The sequence below is a fragment of the Psychroserpens luteus genome (genome assembly GCF_015319355.1).
Taxonomy (GTDB): Bacteria; Bacteroidota; Bacteroidia; order Flavobacteriales; family Flavobacteriaceae; genus Psychroserpens; species Psychroserpens luteus.
This window is the reverse complement of record NZ_JADILU010000007.1, coordinates 188,916-206,788: the sequence shown is the minus strand read 5'-3', so window position 1 is coordinate 206,788 and position 17,873 is coordinate 188,916. Positions and strand designations below refer to the sequence as shown.

The 17,873-nt window shown below is 30.6% G+C and carries 24 protein-coding genes; 23 read left to right on the top strand and 1 reads right to left on the bottom strand.

Features of this window, described 5'->3' with window-relative positions; genetic code table 11:
* The first annotated feature begins 4 nt into the window (after positions 1-4).
* From IM744_RS16915 to IM744_RS16845, 15 genes are all read left to right on the top strand, one after another.
* Positions 5-913: an HlyD family secretion protein gene (locus tag IM744_RS16915; RefSeq protein WP_194509355.1), complete on the top strand. Its 909-nt coding sequence runs from the start codon at positions 5-7 to the stop codon at positions 911-913.
* A gap of 20 nt (positions 914-933) precedes the next feature.
* Complete coding sequence (locus IM744_RS16910) at positions 934-1,392, top strand: OsmC family protein (protein ID WP_194509354.1); 459 nt, start codon at positions 934-936, stop codon at positions 1,390-1,392.
* A gap of 6 nt (positions 1,393-1,398) precedes the next feature.
* Positions 1,399-2,301, top strand: coding sequence for an ABC transporter ATP-binding protein (locus IM744_RS16905; RefSeq protein ID WP_194509353.1), 903 nt, complete (start codon positions 1,399-1,401; stop codon positions 2,299-2,301).
* 41 nt (positions 2,302-2,342) lie between these two features.
* Entirely contained in the window at positions 2,343-3,071 is a 729-nt protein-coding gene (locus IM744_RS16900) for an ABC transporter ATP-binding protein (RefSeq protein WP_194509352.1), read from the top strand.
* Positions 3,072-3,208: 137 nt separating this feature from the next.
* The gene (locus IM744_RS16895; protein WP_194509351.1) at positions 3,209-4,315 is read left to right on the top strand and encodes an ABC transporter permease; all 1,107 of its coding nucleotides are present in this window, start codon (positions 3,209-3,211) and stop codon (positions 4,313-4,315) included.
* Between the two features lie 96 nt (positions 4,316-4,411).
* A complete protein-coding gene (locus IM744_RS16890; protein WP_194509350.1) occupies positions 4,412-5,533 on the top strand; it encodes an ABC transporter permease in 1,122 nt (373 codons plus the stop codon).
* 11 nt (positions 5,534-5,544) lie between these two features.
* Complete coding sequence (locus IM744_RS16885; protein ID WP_194509349.1) at positions 5,545-6,309, top strand: LOG family protein; 765 nt, start codon at positions 5,545-5,547, stop codon at positions 6,307-6,309.
* Entirely contained in the window at positions 6,299-6,694 is a 396-nt protein-coding gene (locus IM744_RS16880; protein ID WP_194509348.1) for a hypothetical protein, read from the top strand. The genes IM744_RS16885 and IM744_RS16880 overlap by 11 nt, the downstream gene beginning before the upstream one ends.
* Positions 6,695-6,710: 16 nt before the next feature.
* Positions 6,711-7,289, top strand: coding sequence for a cytochrome b/b6 domain-containing protein (locus tag IM744_RS16875; RefSeq protein ID WP_194509347.1), 579 nt, complete (start codon positions 6,711-6,713; stop codon positions 7,287-7,289).
* 20 nt (positions 7,290-7,309) lie between these two features.
* Positions 7,310-8,203 carry a hypothetical protein gene (locus tag IM744_RS16870; protein ID WP_194509346.1) on the top strand — a complete coding sequence of 298 codons (894 nt, stop codon included), beginning with the start codon at positions 7,310-7,312 and terminating at the stop codon, positions 8,201-8,203.
* 14 nt (positions 8,204-8,217) lie between these two features.
* Complete coding sequence (locus IM744_RS16865; protein ID WP_194509345.1) at positions 8,218-9,066, top strand: restriction endonuclease; 849 nt, start codon at positions 8,218-8,220, stop codon at positions 9,064-9,066.
* 255 nt (positions 9,067-9,321) lie between these two features.
* The gene (locus IM744_RS16860; RefSeq protein ID WP_194509344.1) at positions 9,322-9,534 is read left to right on the top strand and encodes a hypothetical protein; all 213 of its coding nucleotides are present in this window, start codon (positions 9,322-9,324) and stop codon (positions 9,532-9,534) included.
* The gene (locus IM744_RS16855; protein ID WP_194509343.1) at positions 9,534-10,418 is read left to right on the top strand and encodes a DnaJ C-terminal domain-containing protein; all 885 of its coding nucleotides are present in this window, start codon (positions 9,534-9,536) and stop codon (positions 10,416-10,418) included. The genes IM744_RS16860 and IM744_RS16855 overlap by 1 nt, the downstream gene beginning before the upstream one ends.
* Position 10,419: 1 nt before the next feature.
* The gene (locus IM744_RS16850) at positions 10,420-10,716 is read left to right on the top strand and encodes a chaperone modulator CbpM (protein WP_194509342.1); all 297 of its coding nucleotides are present in this window, start codon (positions 10,420-10,422) and stop codon (positions 10,714-10,716) included.
* 10 nt (positions 10,717-10,726) lie between these two features.
* Positions 10,727-11,650: a mechanosensitive ion channel family protein gene (locus IM744_RS16845; protein ID WP_194509341.1), complete on the top strand. Its 924-nt coding sequence runs from the start codon at positions 10,727-10,729 to the stop codon at positions 11,648-11,650.
* A 41-nt stretch (positions 11,651-11,691) separates the two neighbouring features.
* Here the strand turns inward: IM744_RS16845 and IM744_RS16840 are convergent, their stop codons facing one another.
* Positions 11,692-12,324 (bottom strand): hypothetical protein, encoded by a 633-nt coding sequence (locus tag IM744_RS16840; RefSeq protein WP_194509340.1) that lies wholly within the window; start codon positions 12,322-12,324, stop codon positions 11,692-11,694.
* Positions 12,325-12,441: 117 nt separating this feature from the next.
* Between IM744_RS16840 and IM744_RS16835 the strand changes: the two genes are divergently transcribed.
* The 8 genes from IM744_RS16835 to IM744_RS16800 all read left to right on the top strand — a co-directional run bounded on the left by IM744_RS16835 (position 12,442) and on the right by IM744_RS16800 (position 17,831).
* Positions 12,442-13,074 carry a Crp/Fnr family transcriptional regulator gene (locus IM744_RS16835; RefSeq protein ID WP_194509339.1) on the top strand — a complete coding sequence of 211 codons (633 nt, stop codon included), beginning with the start codon at positions 12,442-12,444 and terminating at the stop codon, positions 13,072-13,074.
* A gap of 68 nt (positions 13,075-13,142) precedes the next feature.
* Positions 13,143-13,940 (top strand): sulfite exporter TauE/SafE family protein, encoded by a 798-nt coding sequence (locus tag IM744_RS16830; protein WP_194509338.1) that lies wholly within the window; start codon positions 13,143-13,145, stop codon positions 13,938-13,940.
* Between the two features lie 135 nt (positions 13,941-14,075).
* On the top strand, positions 14,076-15,491 hold the full coding sequence (locus IM744_RS16825; RefSeq protein ID WP_194509337.1) for an MBL fold metallo-hydrolase: 1,416 nt from the start codon (positions 14,076-14,078) through the stop codon (positions 15,489-15,491).
* Positions 15,492-15,614: 123 nt separating this feature from the next.
* Positions 15,615-15,974 carry a rhodanese-like domain-containing protein gene (locus IM744_RS16820; protein ID WP_194509336.1) on the top strand — a complete coding sequence of 120 codons (360 nt, stop codon included), beginning with the start codon at positions 15,615-15,617 and terminating at the stop codon, positions 15,972-15,974.
* Between the two features lie 7 nt (positions 15,975-15,981).
* Positions 15,982-16,251 carry a heavy-metal-associated domain-containing protein gene (locus IM744_RS16815; RefSeq protein WP_194509335.1) on the top strand — a complete coding sequence of 90 codons (270 nt, stop codon included), beginning with the start codon at positions 15,982-15,984 and terminating at the stop codon, positions 16,249-16,251.
* Positions 16,252-16,261: 10 nt separating this feature from the next.
* The gene (locus IM744_RS16810; protein WP_194509334.1) at positions 16,262-17,278 is read left to right on the top strand and encodes a c-type heme family protein; all 1,017 of its coding nucleotides are present in this window, start codon (positions 16,262-16,264) and stop codon (positions 17,276-17,278) included.
* A 15-nt stretch (positions 17,279-17,293) separates the two neighbouring features.
* Positions 17,294-17,590 (top strand): thioredoxin, encoded by a 297-nt coding sequence (gene trxA, locus IM744_RS16805; RefSeq protein ID WP_194509333.1) that lies wholly within the window; start codon positions 17,294-17,296, stop codon positions 17,588-17,590.
* Positions 17,591-17,624: 34 nt separating this feature from the next.
* Positions 17,625-17,831, top strand: coding sequence for a YgaP family membrane protein (locus tag IM744_RS16800; RefSeq protein WP_194509332.1), 207 nt, complete (start codon positions 17,625-17,627; stop codon positions 17,829-17,831).
* Positions 17,832-17,873 lie beyond the last annotated feature (42 nt).

Sequence of the window (17,873 nt, the reverse complement as noted above, 5' to 3'; positions counted from 1 at the left end):
ACACATGAAAAATCACACATACATATTAGGATTAAGTATCATAGCTTTTAGTTTATTTTCCTGCGGAAATGATAACGGAAAAGCAGATGGCTACGGAAATTTTGAAGCGACAGAAATAATCATTTCAGCAGAAAGTAATGGTAAACTAATGCAGTTTAATCTTGACGAAGGAGATAAGCTTCAAAAAGAACAATTTATTGGATATATCGACACTATTCCGTTATCATTAAAACGTGAGCAGTTAGAGGTATCTAAGGGTGTAATAAGCTCAAAGTCTAAAGGAGTGCTCTCTCAAATAGCAGTTTTAAATTCTAAATTGAAAACAGCAAACACTAATAAAAAACGAGCAGAAAATCTCATTAAAGACAACGCAGGAACTCAAAAACAATTGGATGATGTTCTTGGTGAAATGGATGTTATTAAAAGCCAGATTAGAAGTGTTGAAATTCAAAATGCACCTGTTGTTAATGAGCTTAAATCTATTGATGTGCAGTTAAAACAAATTGACGATCAAATCCAGAAAAGTAAAATTACAAATCCTTTAAATGGTACAGTTTTAACCAAATATGCAGAGCAAAATGAAATTACTGCTTTTGGGAAACCATTGTATAAAATTGCAGATTTAAGCACCATGCAATTACGTGTTTATATCAGCGAAACACAATTAGCTAATATTAAAATAGGGCAAGAAGTTACGGTTAAAATTGATGATGTAGATGAGATGAAATCGTACATAGGAACGATTAGTTGGATCGCTTCGGAAGCAGAATTCACACCAAAAATTATTCAAACAAAAGAAGAGCGTGTCGCTTTAGTATACGCGGTAAAAGTAGACGTTAAAAATGATGGTAGTCTAAAAATAGGAATGCCAGCAGAACTATGGTTGAATAATTCAGAAGAAAATCAGAAATAAAAAAAGTAAAATATAGTATCATGGAAAAACATACATATAACGTCAATGTTAATTGGACCAAAGACAGAAAAGGGACCTTGTGTTCACCAGAATTAAAAAATAATGCAACCACTGAAAGTAATTGTATCGAAGTTGCAACACCACCAGAATTCCCAGGTGGAATGCCAAATATTTGGACTCCAGAGCATTTATTTACAGCAGCAATAAGCAGTTGTTTAATGACTACTTTTTTAGCTATTTCAGAATATTCAAAATTAGAATTCGTGAGTTTTAAATGTGAGTCAAAAGGGATTCTTGATAAAGTAGATGGCAAGTTTGTAATTAGTGAAGTGTTATTATTTCCGGAAGTTGTGATCACAGACGAATCTAAAAGAGAACGCGCAGAACGTATTTTAGAAAAATCGGAAAAAGCCTGTTTAATTTCAAATTCTGTGACTTCAAAAATTACAATGGAACCTAAAATTATAATTCAAAATTAAAATCTAGTGAGTATAACTGTCAACCATATTAGCAAATCGTACAAAAACGTAAAAGCCTTAGAAGACATTTCTTTTGAAGTTAAAGAAGGCGAGCTTTTTGGACTTATTGGTCCTGATGGTGCAGGAAAGACAACATTGTTCAGAATTCTTACAACACTTTTAATAGCTAATGAAGGTACAGCGACAGTTGCTGGTTTTGATGTGGTTACAGATTATAAGAAGATTCGAAATAGTGTTGGCTATATGCCTGGGAGATTCTCACTCTATCAAGATTTAACAGTGGAAGAAAACTTAAATTTCTTCGCAACTATTTTTGGAACAACCATTGAAGAAAACTACGAGTTAATCAAAGAGATTTACGTTCAAATAGAACCTTTTAAAGATCGTAGAGCAGGAAAATTATCTGGAGGAATGAAACAAAAATTGGCTTTATGTTGTGCATTAATACATAAGCCTAAAGTGTTGTTTTTAGATGAACCAACTACAGGAGTAGACCCAGTTTCTAGAAAAGAATTTTGGGAGATGTTGAAACGCTTGCAGAAAAAAGGTATTACCATTTTGGTATCGACACCTTATATGGATGAAGCTGCTTTGTGTGATAGAATTGCACTAATTCAAGACGGGAAAATTTTGCAGATTGATACACCTCAAGCTATTGTAAAACATTATCCAAAACAAATTTATAACGTACGTGCAAATAATACGTATCAGTTGCTAAATAGCTTAAATGCATATAGACACAACCATAGTGTATTTCCTTTTGGTGAGTTTGTGCATTATACAGATAGTAGAGCAGATTTTAATCCGAAAGATTTAGTAGACTATTTAGAATCTAAAAATTTATCGAATATTGAAATCGAAAAAACTGAACCAACCATTGAAGACACCTTTATGGAATTAGCTAAATAACCTGCGAGAATTTAAAAACCTTGTAGGTTTAAATAAAAAAAATGAACAATAACAACGTCATAGAAGCTCAAGACCTTACCAAAATGTTTGGTGACTTTACAGCAGTAAATGCTATTTCTTTTGAAGTGAAAAAAGGAGAGATATTTGGGTTTTTAGGAGCAAATGGAGCAGGAAAAACCACAGCTATGAAAATGCTAATTGGTATTTCTAAACCAACTGCAGGAAAAGCTAAAGTTGCAGGATTTGATGTTTATAAACAAGCCGAAGACATTAAGAAAAACATTGGTTATATGAGTCAAAAATTTGCTTTGTATGACGATTTAACAGTTAAAGAAAATATTACGTTTTTCGGAGGGATATATGGTTTATCAAGAAAACGAATAAAAGAAAAATCAAAACTCTTAATTAAAGAATTAGGATTAGAAGAAGTGGAAAACCAATTAGTAGGTTCTTTGCCTTTAGGTTGGAAACAAAAATTATCCTTTTCAGTGTCTTTACTTCACGATCCTAAAATTGTGTTTTTAGATGAACCAACAGGTGGAGTCGATCCAATAACGAGACGTCAGTTTTGGGAAATGATTTACAAAGCTGCCAGCGAAGGCACAACCGTTTTTGTTACGACACACTATATGGATGAAGCTGAATATTGCGATCGTGTGTCTATTATGGTAAACGGGAAAATAGAAGCTTTAGACACACCTAAAAACCTAAAGCAACAATTTAACGTTGCAAATATGAACGATGTGTTTTTAAAATTGGCGAGAGGGTAAAGGAAGAGTTTCCTGTCACAGTTTACAGTTTAAAAACTCTGTGTAATAGCTCAAAAAGATTAGTTGAAATCACCTAAATGTGTGAAAGAATAATTTATAACTTAAAATGAGATTCCTGCCTTCGCAGGAATAAAGAAATGAAAAGATTCATAGGTTTCATAAAAAAAGAATTCTATCACATTTTTAGAGATAGACGCTCGTTGTTTATTCTCTTCGGAATGCCAATAGCACAAATTATGCTATTTGGTTTCGCAATTACCAATGAAATAAACAATGTCGATATTGCAGTTTTGGACCATTCAAAAGACGCAACAACAAAAGAAATTATTAATAAAATTTCAGCTTCAAAATACTTTAGTATCAATCAATTTATTGATAGAGAATCAGATATTGAAACTATTTTCAAAAAAGGAAAAGTAAAAGCAGTTTTAAATTTTGAAGAAGGTTTCAGTAAAAAGCTAATCAAAGATCATAAAGCAACTATTCAGATTATTACAGATGCTACAGATCCTAATACTGCAAATACCATAAGTAATTATGTCAACGCTATTCTTCAGCAATATCAAAAAGGATTGAATAATGACATCACAATCGCCTATCAAATTGTACCACAAACAAGAATGGTTTATAATCCAGAATTAAAAAGTGTATACATGTTTGTTCCTGGTGTTATGACTATTATTTTAATGTTAGTTTCTGCAATGATGACATCTATTTCTATTACAAGAGAAAAGGAATTGGGAACCATGGAAATTCTTTTGGTGTCACCAATAAAACCAATTCAGGTTATTGTAGGTAAGGTGTTTCCTTATATTTTTCTGTCTATTGTAAACGCCATCGTCATTGTAGTTTTAAGCATTTTTATCTTTAAAATGCCTGTACAAGGAAGCTTGTTTTTATTGGGTTTAGAGAGTGTGTTATTTATCATTACATCCTTAGCTTTAGGAATTTTGATATCAACTATTTCAGCAACCCAACAAACTGCAATGATGATTTCTTTAATGGGATTAATGCTACCTGTAATTTTACTCTCTGGATTTATTTTTCCTATTTCAAGCATGCCTTTGCCATTGCAAATCATTAGTAATATTATTCCAGCTAAATGGTTTATCATCATCATAAAAGGCATTATGCTAAAAGGTGTAGGATTACAATATCTATGGAAAGAGACCTTGATTTTAGTCGGTATGACTATCTTTTTTATAGGATTAAGTGTGAAGAAATATAAAATTAGATTAGAGTAAAATAGTAAAAGAGTAAAGTTGTCTTGTCAAGCGAAGTCAAGACGTTTATTAAAAAATAAAATTTAAAAAAAGATTCCTGCCTACGCAGGAAGTGATATGAAAACAATTTTATACATCATACAAAAAGAGTTTAAGCAAATCTTTAGAAATAAAGGCATGCTTCCTATCATTTTTGTTTTACCATTATTGCAACTCGTTATATTATCTAATGCAGCTACTTTTGAAGTAAAGAATATCAAATTTGGTTATATTGATAATGATCACACATCAACATCTAGAGCGTTAGTTGAAAAATTTAATGCCTCTACTTATTTTAATGTGTTAACAGATTTTCCTTCGGAAACATTAGCAAGTTCAGCAATGCTTAAAGGAGAAGTTGATGTGCTTTTACAAATTCCACACTATTTTGAACGCGATTTGCAAAAAGAAAAACATAACAATTTAGGCGTAATAATAAATGCAATTGATGGCGCAGCAGCAGGTGTTGAAAATGTATATGTCACACAAATTGTACAACGCTTTAATCAAAACATAAAAGTAGAATTATTGCAAGTTTCAGATCAACAAGTACAACCAGCTGTAATAGAAACCATTCCTTTATTTTGGTATAACAAAACCTTAAATTATAAAACCTTTATGGTGCCTGGAATATTGGTTTTACTAGTAACAATGATTACGCTCTTCCTTTCAGGAATGAATATTGTCCGCGAAAAAGAAATTGGTACTCTAGAACAAATCAACGTCACACCAATTAAAAAAAGTCAGTTTATCATCGGGAAACTCTTTCCGTTTTGGGTCATAGGAATGGGTTTATTAACTGTAGGCTTAATTTTAGCAAAAGTCATCTTTAATGTCCCAATGCTTGGGAGTTTACCGCTCATGTATTTATATACCTCAATTTATATTTTAGTCATTTTAGGCATCGGTTTATTCATTTCAAATTTTACAGATACACAACAACAAGCTATGTTTATTGCTTGGTTTTTTACTGTTATTTTTATTTTGATGAGTGGTTTATTTACGCCAATAGAAAGTATGCCAAAATGGGCACAAACGCTTACAGAATTTAACCCAATAAGATATTTTGTAGAAGTGATGCGTATGGTGATGCTTAAAGGTTCTGGTTTTAACGATATTCTTCCACAGTTATTAAAAACAGCACTTTATGCTTTTGTAATGAATGGCTTAGCGGTTTGGAGTTATAAAAAGACAACATAAAAAATCATGCTATGAAGACTAATAATAAAATAAAGTTATCAAAAGATGAATCTTTGTTTGTTCGAGGTCCTTTATCTCGTTTTAAGGAATTATCTTTTGCTTTTAAAGTGTTTTTTAATTTTATAAAAGCCTTTAGGAAAATGCATTTTATTGGACCTTGTGTTACTGTTTTTGGGTCTGCAAGATTTGCAAAAGATTCTGAACACTATAAAAGTGCTGAAAAAATTGGAGCAGCATTAGCAAAAATAGGATTTACAGTAATGACAGGTGGTGGTCCAGGAATTATGGAAGCTGCTAATAAAGGGGCTTATGAAGCTGGAGGATACTCTGTAGGTTGTAATATTATTCTACCATTCGAGCAAAAACCAAATCTGTATTTGCATAAATGGATCAACATACCATACTTCTTTTTACGCAAGGTTATTCTTGTAAAATATTCTTATGGCTTTGTTGTAATGCCTGGAGGATTTGGCACACTAGACGAGTTATTTGAGGCTTTAATATTGATTCAAACCAAAGTAATTCAAGATTTCCCTATAGTTATTTTCGATTCGGAATACCATAAAGAATTGTGTCATCATATTCAATTAATGGCAGAAAATGAAAGTATTAGTCCAGTGGATATGAAACTGTTATTTGTTACCGATTCGGTCGAAGATGTAATAACGCATATTGAAACATATTCCATTAAAAAATTCGGTTTAGTTACAAAACAAGACAAACCAAAATGGTGGCTTGGTGAATCGTCTAATAAACCTATATCAAATGAAAACTAAAAAGATTATCAAGACTTTGAGTGCTACTATTTTAGCACTGTTTGCATTGCTCACTTTATTTTTAAGTAGCGCTGTGATTTTCGATTGGTTTGCCATTAGAGCCAAAGAAGGAAACTATGTCTTGTTTATAGTTTGGGTAAACTTTATCTGTAGCATTTTATACTTATTTGCTGCTTACGGATTTTTAAAAAGTAAAAAGTGGACGTTTTGGGTGTTAATTGTTGCTTTAGGTATCTTGATTATTGCTTTTATAGCTTTACTGCTTTATGTTAATAATGGCGGACTTCACGAAGCTAAAACAATAAAGGCAATGGTTTTTAGAATGTTGGTGACGTTAAGTTTCTCGCTAATAGCATTTTTCAGTATAAAAAAAATAGTACAATAAATTAAAAACAGACATCATGGAAAAATTACAATATTCTAAAATTTATCGCATAATTCATTGGGCAATTGCAGTTTCATTTATACTGTTGTTAATTACTATTTTTTTGCGATTAACATGGATGAATAAGTATAATATGGCAGAAATAATCGAGAATTACCTGATTGGCACTGAACAGAGTCTATCTCAAGATCAACTCATTGTTTTAGCCAAAAAGATAAGACAGCCCATGTGGGATTGGCATATTTATTTAGGTTATGTATTGGTTGGGTTATTTAGTATTCGTTTTATACTTCCTGCATTCGGACAAATGAAGATTCAAAACCCTTTGAATAAAAACCTGTCTACAAAAAAGAGAATTCAGAAATGGACATATATTATTTTTTATTTATGTGTTGTTGTTTCACTTGTTACTGGACTTATAATAGAATTAGGACCAAAAGAATGGAAAAAGCCAATGGAAGAAATCCACGTGCTTGGTATTTACTATCTGATAGCATTTATAGTTATCCATTTGGCAGGTGTGTTAATTGCAGAATTTACAGACCAAAAAGGAATTATTTCAAGGATTGTTAGTGGCTCGAAAGACAAAGATTAAAATGACTTAAATCTATATAAATGAAAACGAGAGCGTACATATTATTTTTACTATTATGGTCGGTACATCTTGCTTTTTCGCAAAAAGATTTAGATACACTTCCGCAATTAGATTTGTCTAAAATAGCTCTAATCAATCAAAGCGATAGTTACATTACATTTCCAACAGATATTGGTAATATTGAACCATTAATGTTTGAAGCCAATGTAAATCCGTCATTTGTTATTAGAAAACGAAAGGACTCCAAGTTAATGGCTATTTTAAAACCTCAAATCACAATTAGGATGTATAATGAAGAATCCTATCCTGTACGTACACCTAGTTATATTCCACAGATTTCATTATATTATTTAGCTAATAAATATGAGGCTCTTAATTATTTGGTTTTTTTCGGTAAAATAGCACATCATTCTAATGGACAAGATGGTGATTTCTATAATGACGATAATACCATCAACTTACAAACGGGAAATTTTGCAACTAATTTTTTCGAATTAGGTTTTCTTAAAACGGGTTATAGTAACCAATTAAAAGCTATTAAAACTTTAAAAAGTTCAATAGAAATCCATCCTAAAAGTTGGATGTCAAAAGAGTTAAAAGGTAAATATAGTGGATTACGATGGCATAATAGTTTTACATCGTTTAAGTTTCCTTTAACCGATTCTCATAGCGATAGAGCCAATTTTTCATTAAAAGCGGAAGCAACACTAATGTTAGATAATTATAATGATTTAGACGTTTTTGATTTTGACAGATTTAATGTAAGTGTTACCTTTTATTATCATCCAAAATTTTTAGAAGATATTGGATTATTTGTCCAGTTTTATCATGGTATGGATTATTACAATATTTATTTTGAGCATCAATTATCCATTATACGTTTTGGAATAATGACTGAAATATTAAGATTTTAATACAATAAGAAAGTATGGAAAAGCAAATTTACATTAAAAAGGGTAATGATGAAATGGAACTTTTTTCATTCGAAAAATTAAAACATTCACTTCAATATGCAGGAGCACCCAAAAATGTGATTGAAACTATCATACATGGAATTCAACCCGTTATTTATGATGGTATGTCATCTAATGAAATCTATAAGAAAGCATTTGCTTTATTAAAAAAGCATAATAAGGTTTGTGCTTCACGCTATAGTTTAAAACGTGCCATATTTGATTTAGGACCAACTGGTTTTCCGTTTGAGAGATTGGTTGCTGCCTTATTAAAAGAAAAAGGATATAAAACGGAAGTCAGCGTAATATTAGATGGTGCCTGTGTAACGCATGAAATTGATGTACTAGCAGAAAAGGATGGAAACGTGTATGCTATTGAATGTAAGTTTCATTCCGATGCTAAAGGATCAAGCAATGTAAAAGTGCCATTATATATAAATTCCAGATTTTTAGACATTCAAGAACAATGGAATACCAATTCAAAAAACAAAACACATTTAAAACAAGGTTGGTTGGTTACCAATACTAGGTTTACTGAAGATGCTATAAACTATGCAAAATGTGTTGGGCTAACTTTGTTAAGTTGGGATTACCCAAAAAACAACGGACTAAAAGCAACTATTGATTCTATGGCTTTATATCCTGTTACCACTTTAACAACATTAACCAAAAAAGAAAAACATCAGCTAATAGAGAAAGATGTTGTTTTGGTTAAGGAGTTAATTAACGCATCTGATAAGATGAAAAATATTGGAATTTCAGAAAAAAGAATTCATCGTGTTTTAGATGAAGTTAAAAAACTGTGTGATATTTCACAACTTTAACAAAAATCAGACAAAGTTTTTGTTTTATATATATGCTTCCGCAGTAATTAAAAACATTACTTTAAGCAATAATTATTAATGGATTATCAGTTTGAGTTATAAAAGACGTATTAAATTCATGATATATAAAAATCGATAGAATTACTTAAAATACGAGATGGAAAAATTCATTTGTAAAGCTATCTTTAATGATATAAATCATTTGTTCTTTTTTTATTTAAAACTAATTTTAATCCGTAATTTTAAAAGGACGTTATGAAAACACTACAAGATATAGAAAATCAAATTATTAGGCTAACGACGAGTATTGAGGTTAATTACCCAGAACTCTATGCGAATTTGGATGAAAACCCAATTACAATACCTACCGAAATTCATCCAGATATGGATGTTGCTATCATGGAAGAGTATTTAGAAAGTCTCAAAGAAATATTAAAAGAATACACTAAAACTCATAATAAAAAGTAATGGCATTTATAGATTATTACAAAGTATTAGGCATTTCAAAAAGTGCTACTGAAAGCGATATAAAGAAAGCCTATCGTAAACTGGCTCGAAAACATCATCCAGATTTAAATCCTAATGATAAAGCTGCCGAACAGAAGTTCAAGGAAATTAATGAAGCCAATGAAGTCTTAAGTAATCCAGAAAATCGAAAAAAATATGATGAGTATGGTGAGCATTGGAAAAATTCTGAAGAGTACGATAAGGCAAAACAACAACAGCAGTATCAAAGAAGTTCACAAGGTTCTCAAGGAGGCTATTCTGAAGAAGATTTTTCAGATTTTTTCGGTTCTATGTTTGGAGGAAGAGCATCAGGAAGTCGTGGGAGAGAAGTAAAGTTTAAAGGTCAGGATTTTAATGCGCAATTAAAGTTAAATCTCAAGGATGTATTCACTTCGCATAAACAAACCTTAACAGTAAATAATAAAAATATTCGCATTACGATTCCTGCAGGAGTAGAAAATGGTCAAATTATAAAAATAAAAGGTCATGGAGGTAAAGGTGTCAATGGTGGACCTAATGGAGACTTATTAATAGAGTTTTCAATAGTCAATAACTCTCAATTTAAAAGGGATGGAGATAACTTGTACGCTACAGTAGATTTAGATTTATATAAAGCGCTTTTAGGTGGTGAAATTATGGTTGATACTTTCGACGGAAAAGTAAAATTAACAGTAAAACCAGAAACTCAAAATGGAACAAAAGTAAAATTGAAGGGAAAAGGCTTTCCGAAGTATAAAAAAGAAGGACAATTTGGAGATTTATTTATAACCTATAATATAAAAACACCTACAAATCTTTCTGCTAAAGAAAAAGAACTCTTTGTTGAACTTTCAAAATTACGATAACATGGACACAACACACCTTATCTCAATACAGCAATTTTGTACACATTATAAAGTTTCAGAAGATTTTATAAATACGCTTCATGAGTACGAATTGGTTGAAATTACCATCACAGATAATGAAAATTATTTGCAAACTAATCAACTTAATGATGTAGAAAAAATGATGCGTTTACATTATGATCTTAATATAAATATTGAAGGCATTGATGCTATTTATAATTTATTGAAGCAGGTAGAACAGCTTCAATCTCAAATAAGAACACTCAAAAATAAGTTAAATTCTTTCGAGGAATTATAAAAGCAATCCTATGATAGAAATAGAGCCTATAAAAGAATGGCTTAATGCTAATCCTTTTGTTTGGAGTATGATTAAATTTTTAGTGATACTTATTGTAATCTTGCTTTGTATTCAGTTACTAAGACGCTATTTAAAAAACAAAATATCAAACACGGTAATACGTTATAAAGCTCAAAAAGGCATAGAAATCTTTGGCTATATATTACTTGTGTTTTTAGTAATTACTTACTTTTCTGGTGCAATAAAAGATTTTACTCTTATTGTTGGATTATTCACTGCAGGATTGGCGTTTACTCTACAAGAATTAATACTGAGTATTGCAGGTTCTATTTATATTTTTTTAGTAAAAGTTTACAAACCTGGAGATCGTATAGAAATTAATGGTATCAAAGGTGATGTCATTGATGTTGATAGTATTTATACTACTATGATGGAAATCGGTGAATGGGTAAGTAGTGATAATTATAGCGGACGTATTGTTAAACTAAGCAACGCCTTTGTGTTTAAAGGACCAATATATAATTACTCTAATGATTTTCCGTTCATTTGGGACGAATTCAATTTACCAATTCGCTATGGTTCTGATATTGATTTGGCAAAATCAATTATTATTAAAATTGCTTCGGAAACACTTTCAGAATATACAGCAAATTCAAAGACACAATGGAAAGAGGTCGTCAACAAGTATTATATTGAAGATGCTCAAGTAGATCCAACTTTGGCAATTACTTTAACAGATAATTGGATTCAATTTAATTTGAGATATATAGTTGATTTTAAGAAACGTCGTATTACAAAGCATCTTTTAAATGACAGTATTAGAAAAGAGATTGAAGCTACAGATGGAAAGGTTCTTTTAGCTTCAACAACTATTGAGTTGATCAAAATTCCAGAATTGAAAGTGAAGTTAAAGGAAGAAAAAACCTCACAATAGTGTAGCTACTAGAATGAGGTGAAACCTTATAGGTTAACTTTTTAATTACTCTTTATAATTTGATGTTTTTCCAACGATTTAGTAATAGCTGTTACATAATTAGTAACTGTTTTGTTAATCTGTTTAGGATCTATAATATCATATGAAGCAACCCAAACCAAAGATTTATCATTGTCCTCCTTTAAGTTATATAAAGATGCTTCAATGTGATAAATTTTATACTTATTGTAATAGCCATTAACATGATAAACATCCTGCGTTAAATAATAATAACGTCCAAAACGTCTCCAATAATAATTTGTTCTAAAGTCGTCTCCACTATAAGAGATTTTTTCATCTACACCTTTTACTGCAGAAATTAAAACAGCATCAAAACCATCTTTAGAGAGTCTTTTTATTTCTTCATCAATTTCTTCTTCGGTTTGTTTTGAACTAGTGAATGTTGGTTTAAACACTTTATAACTCTCAACAGCTTCAATACCTCTGTTGGAGAGTTCTTTTTTTAATTGTTCTTCAAATAATGTTCTTCCACTAAGATTATCAGTGAGTCCAATAATTAGAATTTTATTTGGTTGATAGTTTGCGTAGTCATTATTTATCCAACTATCAGTGACTCTTGCAGTAGAACAACTTACTAATAAAGCCAATACGAAGATGTACATAAGTGATTTCATAATTTCTATATTTTGTCTTATAAAACTATTTTATTTACAATGGTATCACAATGATATATATCAGGTAAATCTTTTTTAAAATGCCTATTTTTGAATTCATAATCGATTACATGGAAAATGATAGAAGAACTACAACAACATTATGGATATTTGTTTGAAGATGAGTTGCTTCAAGAAATTAATAATGTAGGAACTTATAAAGAGATTCCTGAAGGATTTAAATTAATCGAAATTGGAGATTACATAAAATCAATGCCACTTTTGATAAGTGGAGCCATCAAAATTTTAAGAGAAGATGATGATGGTGACGAGCTCATTTTATATTTTATAGAACAAGGAGATACTTGTGCAATGACTTTATCTTGTTGTTTAGGGAATTCTAAAAGCGAAATTAGAGCAATTGCAGAAACTGATACCAAGTTAATTATGATTCCTGTTGCAAAAATGGAAGAATGGTTAGGTAAGTATAAATCATGGCAGAAATTTGTGTTGCAAAGCTACCATAATCGTATGACAGAGTTGCTCGAAGCTATAGATACCATTGCTTTTTTGAAAATGGATAAGCGTTTGTTTAAATACCTTAAAGACAAAGCGATGGTTAACCATAATGAGATTATCCATGTAACTCATCAACAAATTGCAGGAGATTTACATACGTCTCGCGTAGTGATATCTAGATTACTAAAAACCCTAGAAATTGATGGTAAAATAGAATTGAATAGAAACAGCATAAAAGTTATTGATCTATAATAATGTAACTATTGTTACTAACTATTATTACAGCATAGGTTAGATTTGAAAAAACTAACTTATATAATATGGAAATACATCAAATACTGAGTTATTTTGGAGCACTATTAATTGGCCTTGTTTTAGGACTCATAGGTGGTGGTGGTTCAATTTTAACGGTTCCAATTTTAGTGTATTTACTATTGATTAATCCTATTACAGCCACTGCATACTCTTTATTTGTAGTTGGCGTGACCTCTTTAGTAGGCGCAATTAAAAACATTCAAAAAGGTTTAGTTGATTTTAAAACAGCCTTTTCTTTCGCTATTCCAGCTGTTGTTTCTGTATTTTTAACACGCTTATATTTGGTGCCTGCAATTCCAAATCAATTATTTACAATTGGTGATTTTACGGTGACAAAGAATATCGCGATTATGTTGTTTTTTGCAATTTTAATGCTGTTTTCTTCTATTTCAATGATTAAAAGTAAATCAGAAAACAATTTAGATCCGCAGAAAAAACTAAGTTATATTTCGCTCGTTTTTCAAGCGCTAACTATTGGTTTAATTACAGGATTGGTAGGAGCAGGAGGAGGTTTTTTAATAATACCAGTTTTAGTTTTGTTTGCTAGATTACCTATTAAAAAAGCAATTGCGACATCACTATTAATAATTGCAATAAATTCTTTAATTGGTTTTACAGGAGATATTGTAAATATAGATGTGGATTGGCCATTTTTATTGATTTTTACTTCAATTTCAATACTAGGAATTTTTATAGGTATGTATTTATCTAATTTTATTGAAGGTAGAAAATTAAAAAAAGGATTTGGATGGTTTGTATTAATAATGGGTATTTATATTATTTACAAAGAGTTAACTAAATGATAAATGTAACTTTTGTTACAGCAAAAAATAAATATAAAAGCTATTTTTGAATAGCATATTAAAAGTAGAATTTAAAAAATGAACCACCTTAAAAAGGGAGTGCATTTTTACTGAAAAATTATAATAAACTTAAAGATGAAGATAGAACAAATTTATACAGGTTGTTTAGCACATGCTGCATATTATATAGAGAGTAATGGTGAAGCTGCAATTATAGATCCATTAAGAGAAGTACAGCCTTATATCAATAAAGCAAAATTAGACGATGCAAAAATCAAGTATATTTTTGAAACACATTTTCACGCAGATTTTGTTTCAGGCCATTTAGATTTAAAAGCTAAAACAGGTGCTCAAATAGTTTTTGGACCAACAGCAAAGCCATCTTATGATGCTATAATAGCAAAAGATGGACAAGTTTTTGAAGTAGGAGATTACAAAATAAAAGTAATACATACTCCAGGTCATACTATGGAAAGCACAACGTATTTGTTGATTGATGAAAACGGAAAAGAACATGGTATCGTTACAGGAGATACTTTGTTTATTGGTGATGTAGGTCGTCCTGATTTAGCGCAAAAAATAGCTTCAGATTTAACGCAAGAGAAATTAGCAGGTTATTTATTTGATTCTCTTCGGAATAAAATTATGCCATTAAGCGACGATTTAATTGTGTATCCAAATCATGGAGCAGGATCTGCTTGTGGTAAAAACATGAGTAAAGAAACTACAGATACTTTAGGTCATCAAAAGCAAGTCAATTACGCATTACGTGCAGATATGACGAAAGAAGAATTTATAGCAGAATTATTAGATGGTTTGTCTGAGCCACCAGCTTACTTTCCACAAAATGTAATGATGAATATTGAAGGTTATGAAAGCTTTGATAAAGTAATGTCAAAATCACAAAAACCATTAGTACCTAAAGCTTTTGAAACTGCTGCAAACGAAACGGAAGCCATCGTATTAGATGTACGTAATCAAACCGAATTCGTAAAAGGTCATATTCCGCGTTCTATTTTTATTGGTATAGACGGTGATTTTGCACCTTGGGTTGGCGCATTAATAGCTGATGTAAGTCAGCCAATATTATTAGTTGCTCCAATAGGAAGAGAAGAAGAAGTTATAACAAGACTTTCTCGTGTTGGTTTTGATAATGTCATAGGCTATTTAGAAGGTAGTTTTGAAGCATGGAAAAAAGCAGGAATGGATTATGATACCTTAACTTCAATTTCTGCCGAAGAATTTGCAAATCGTTATGCAGATAATAAAGACGTAGTTTTTGATGTTAGAAAAGATGGAGAGTATACTGCAGAGCATGTTGAGGGAGCAAAACTTACCTCTTTAAATACGCTTAATGATCATTTAAGTGAATTTCCAGAGAATAAACCTTTTTACATACATTGTGCAGGAGGTTATAGATCTGTAATTGCAGCTTCCATTTTAAAAAGTAGAGGTATACATAATCTAATAGATGTTGCAGGAGGTTATGGAGCCATTAAAAATACATCAGTACCAAGAACAGCCTATGTCTGTCCGACAACATTAAAATAAAAAATTAGTTTATTAGTTCGTGAAAGCACGTATTGCATTAATGTAATACGTGCTTTTTTATGTAACATAGGTTACCAATTAACATGCAATTTTAAATTAATTTTATAATAAATAAACGAATCAATGAAATACGTAATTATTATATCATTTTTCACAGCATTATTTGGTGTAAATACTTTTCAAACCAATGCTATTAAAGTATTGTCTTTAACAGAATTTAAAGAACATACCGAAAATAAAAAAGTGCAATTAATAGATGTTAGAACACCAGATGAGTTTAACTCTGGGCATATAAAAGATGCAAAAAACATAGATTTTTTCTCCGGAAAGTTTAACGTAGAATTTAATAAATTAGACAAAGAACAACCTGTCTATGTGTATTGCAGAAGCGGAAGTAGAAGTAGAAAAACAGCAAACAAATTGGAAGCTATCGGATTCACTGAAATCTATGATTTAAATGGAGGCTTTTTAAACTATAAATAATTATCAAATGCATACTTCAATAATAGTACAAAACTTAAAATGTGGTGGTTGTGCTAACACAATCACCAATAAAATTTCTGAAATTGAAAATATTTCAGATATCCATATCGATATAGATGAAAGTAGAGTTTCATTTAATTTTATTAAAGACTCAGATGCTTTGGCTGTAAAAGATAAACTTAAAAATTTAGGTTATCCTTCAATAGATGATGATAATAGTTTGGTGTCTAAAGCAAAATCATTTGTGAGTTGCGCAACAGGTAAGATTTCAAAATAAAAGGTATAAAATGAAAAAGCTCTTAATATTATTAATTTTTTCAGTATTGATTTTTAGCTGTAATAATTCTAAAAATAAAGAATATTCAGCATTAGAAAAAAATCAGGAAGCCAATAAGCATCCAGGTAAAAAGCTTATGGAAACCAATTGTTATACTTGCCATAGTCCTTCTGCTAGTCAAGAGGATAGAATTGGTCCACCAATGATAGCTATTAAAAAACATTACTTAAATGACGATACTACAAAAGAGCAGTTTATAGCAGCAATACAATCTTGGATTAAAAATCCAAATGCAGAAGACGCTAAAATGTTTGGAGCAGTAAGACGCTTTGGAGTGATGCCTAAACAAGCATATCCAGAAGAAACCATCAAGCAAATAGCAGACTATATGTATCAATTTGATATTGAGCAACCAGAATGGTTTGAAGACCATTTTAATGAAGAAAAAGGAAATCAAAAAGGAAAAGGAAAAGGAAAAGGAAATAGAAAGGGTCAAGGTCAAGGTATGCAAAAGCAACAAGCTCAAACCAATTTTGACACTTTAGCTTATGGAGAACGTGGTTTAAAATATGCTTTAAGTACAAAAGCGGTTTTGGGTAAAAATTTAATGGGAACTATTCAAAAAAAAGGAACTCTAGAAGCTTTAGCTTTTTGTAATGAAAAAGCATATCCATTAACAGATAGTATGTCTGTATTACATAATGCAGATATAAAACGAGTTTCAGATAAACCTAGAAATCAAAATAATCAAGCAAATAAAAAAGAATTAACGTATATTAATTCTTTTAAAAAGGATATTAAAAATGGTTTTGAACCAAAGCCAATTGTAGATCAAGTGGATAATAAAGCGCAAGTATATTATCCTATTACGACTAACACAATGTGCTTACAATGTCATGGTAAACCAGAGCAGGATGTTAAAAGACCTATTCTTGAAGAATTAAAAAAACTTTATCCAAATGATAATGCTTTAGGTTATGGAGTTAATGAAGTGAGAGGTGTTTGGAGTGTTACTTTTTATGAATAATAAATAAAGTCAGGTATGAGCAAATTTTCAGAAATAATAAATCAAGATAAACCGGTTTTAGTCGATTTTTTTGCAGAATGGTGTGGTCCATGCAAAATGATGAGTCCAATTTTAAAACAAGTTAAAGATAATTTAAAAGATAGGGTTTCTATTATAAAGATAGATGTTGACAAAAATCAAGAACTAGCATCAAAATATCAAGTTAGAGGTGTGCCAACCATGCTTTTGTTTAAGAATGGGAAACAAGTTTGGCGACAATCTGGAGTACTTCAAAAAGATGAAATTATTAACATTATTACAGCTAATAGTTAATTTATATATGATCCAATAGTTTAAAATAAACGATATGAAAGTAAACATGGGAAAAAATGATAAAGTCATAAGAATTGTAATAGCAATTGTTATTGCAGTACTTTATTGGCAAGGAATTATTGAAGGAACTCTCGCATATATACTTTTAGCTTTATCTGCAATATTTGTTTTGACTAGTCTAATTAGTTTTTGTCCACTATATACATTATTTGGCACTAATACTTGTAAAGTAAAGAAGTAGGCTTTTTGTTTTTAATTAAAAAATCAACTTAAAAACATTCTC

Excerpts from the sequence above, each read along its gene's own strand:
- IM744_RS16875 (WP_194509347.1), top strand. The coding sequence starts at position 6,711 with ATGGAAAAATTACAATATTCTAAAATTTATCGCATAATTCATTGGGCA.
- IM744_RS16885 (WP_194509349.1), top strand. The coding sequence starts at position 5,545 with ATGAAGACTAATAATAAAATAAAGTTATCAAAAGATGAATCTTTGTTT.
- IM744_RS16845 (WP_194509341.1), top strand. The coding sequence starts at position 10,727 with ATGATAGAAATAGAGCCTATAAAAGAATGGCTTAATGCTAATCCTTTT.
- IM744_RS16835 (WP_194509339.1), top strand. The coding sequence starts at position 12,442 with ATGATAGAAGAACTACAACAACATTATGGATATTTGTTTGAAGATGAG.
- IM744_RS16820 (WP_194509336.1), top strand. The coding sequence starts at position 15,615 with ATGAAATACGTAATTATTATATCATTTTTCACAGCATTATTTGGTGTA.
- IM744_RS16915 (WP_194509355.1), top strand. The coding sequence starts at position 5 with ATGAAAAATCACACATACATATTAGGATTAAGTATCATAGCTTTTAGT.
- IM744_RS16910 (WP_194509354.1), top strand. The coding sequence starts at position 934 with ATGGAAAAACATACATATAACGTCAATGTTAATTGGACCAAAGACAGA.
- IM744_RS16810 (WP_194509334.1), top strand. The coding sequence starts at position 16,262 with ATGAAAAAGCTCTTAATATTATTAATTTTTTCAGTATTGATTTTTAGC.
- trxA (WP_194509333.1), top strand. The coding sequence starts at position 17,294 with ATGAGCAAATTTTCAGAAATAATAAATCAAGATAAACCGGTTTTAGTC.
- IM744_RS16825 (WP_194509337.1), top strand. The coding sequence starts at position 14,076 with ATGAAGATAGAACAAATTTATACAGGTTGTTTAGCACATGCTGCATAT.
- IM744_RS16815 (WP_194509335.1), top strand. The coding sequence starts at position 15,982 with ATGCATACTTCAATAATAGTACAAAACTTAAAATGTGGTGGTTGTGCT.
- IM744_RS16830 (WP_194509338.1), top strand. The coding sequence starts at position 13,143 with ATGGAAATACATCAAATACTGAGTTATTTTGGAGCACTATTAATTGGC.
- IM744_RS16890 (WP_194509350.1), top strand. The coding sequence starts at position 4,412 with ATGAAAACAATTTTATACATCATACAAAAAGAGTTTAAGCAAATCTTT.
- IM744_RS16850 (WP_194509342.1), top strand. The coding sequence starts at position 10,420 with ATGGACACAACACACCTTATCTCAATACAGCAATTTTGTACACATTAT.
- IM744_RS16855 (WP_194509343.1), top strand. The coding sequence starts at position 9,534 with ATGGCATTTATAGATTATTACAAAGTATTAGGCATTTCAAAAAGTGCT.
- IM744_RS16860 (WP_194509344.1), top strand. The coding sequence starts at position 9,322 with ATGAAAACACTACAAGATATAGAAAATCAAATTATTAGGCTAACGACG.
- IM744_RS16840 (WP_194509340.1), bottom strand. The coding sequence starts at position 12,324 with ATGAAATCACTTATGTACATCTTCGTATTGGCTTTATTAGTAAGTTGT.
- IM744_RS16895 (WP_194509351.1), top strand. The coding sequence starts at position 3,209 with ATGAAAAGATTCATAGGTTTCATAAAAAAAGAATTCTATCACATTTTT.
- IM744_RS16880 (WP_194509348.1), top strand. The coding sequence starts at position 6,299 with ATGAAAACTAAAAAGATTATCAAGACTTTGAGTGCTACTATTTTAGCA.
- IM744_RS16900 (WP_194509352.1), top strand. The coding sequence starts at position 2,343 with ATGAACAATAACAACGTCATAGAAGCTCAAGACCTTACCAAAATGTTT.
- IM744_RS16870 (WP_194509346.1), top strand. The coding sequence starts at position 7,310 with ATGAAAACGAGAGCGTACATATTATTTTTACTATTATGGTCGGTACAT.
- IM744_RS16865 (WP_194509345.1), top strand. The coding sequence starts at position 8,218 with ATGGAAAAGCAAATTTACATTAAAAAGGGTAATGATGAAATGGAACTT.
- IM744_RS16800 (WP_194509332.1), top strand. The coding sequence starts at position 17,625 with ATGAAAGTAAACATGGGAAAAAATGATAAAGTCATAAGAATTGTAATA.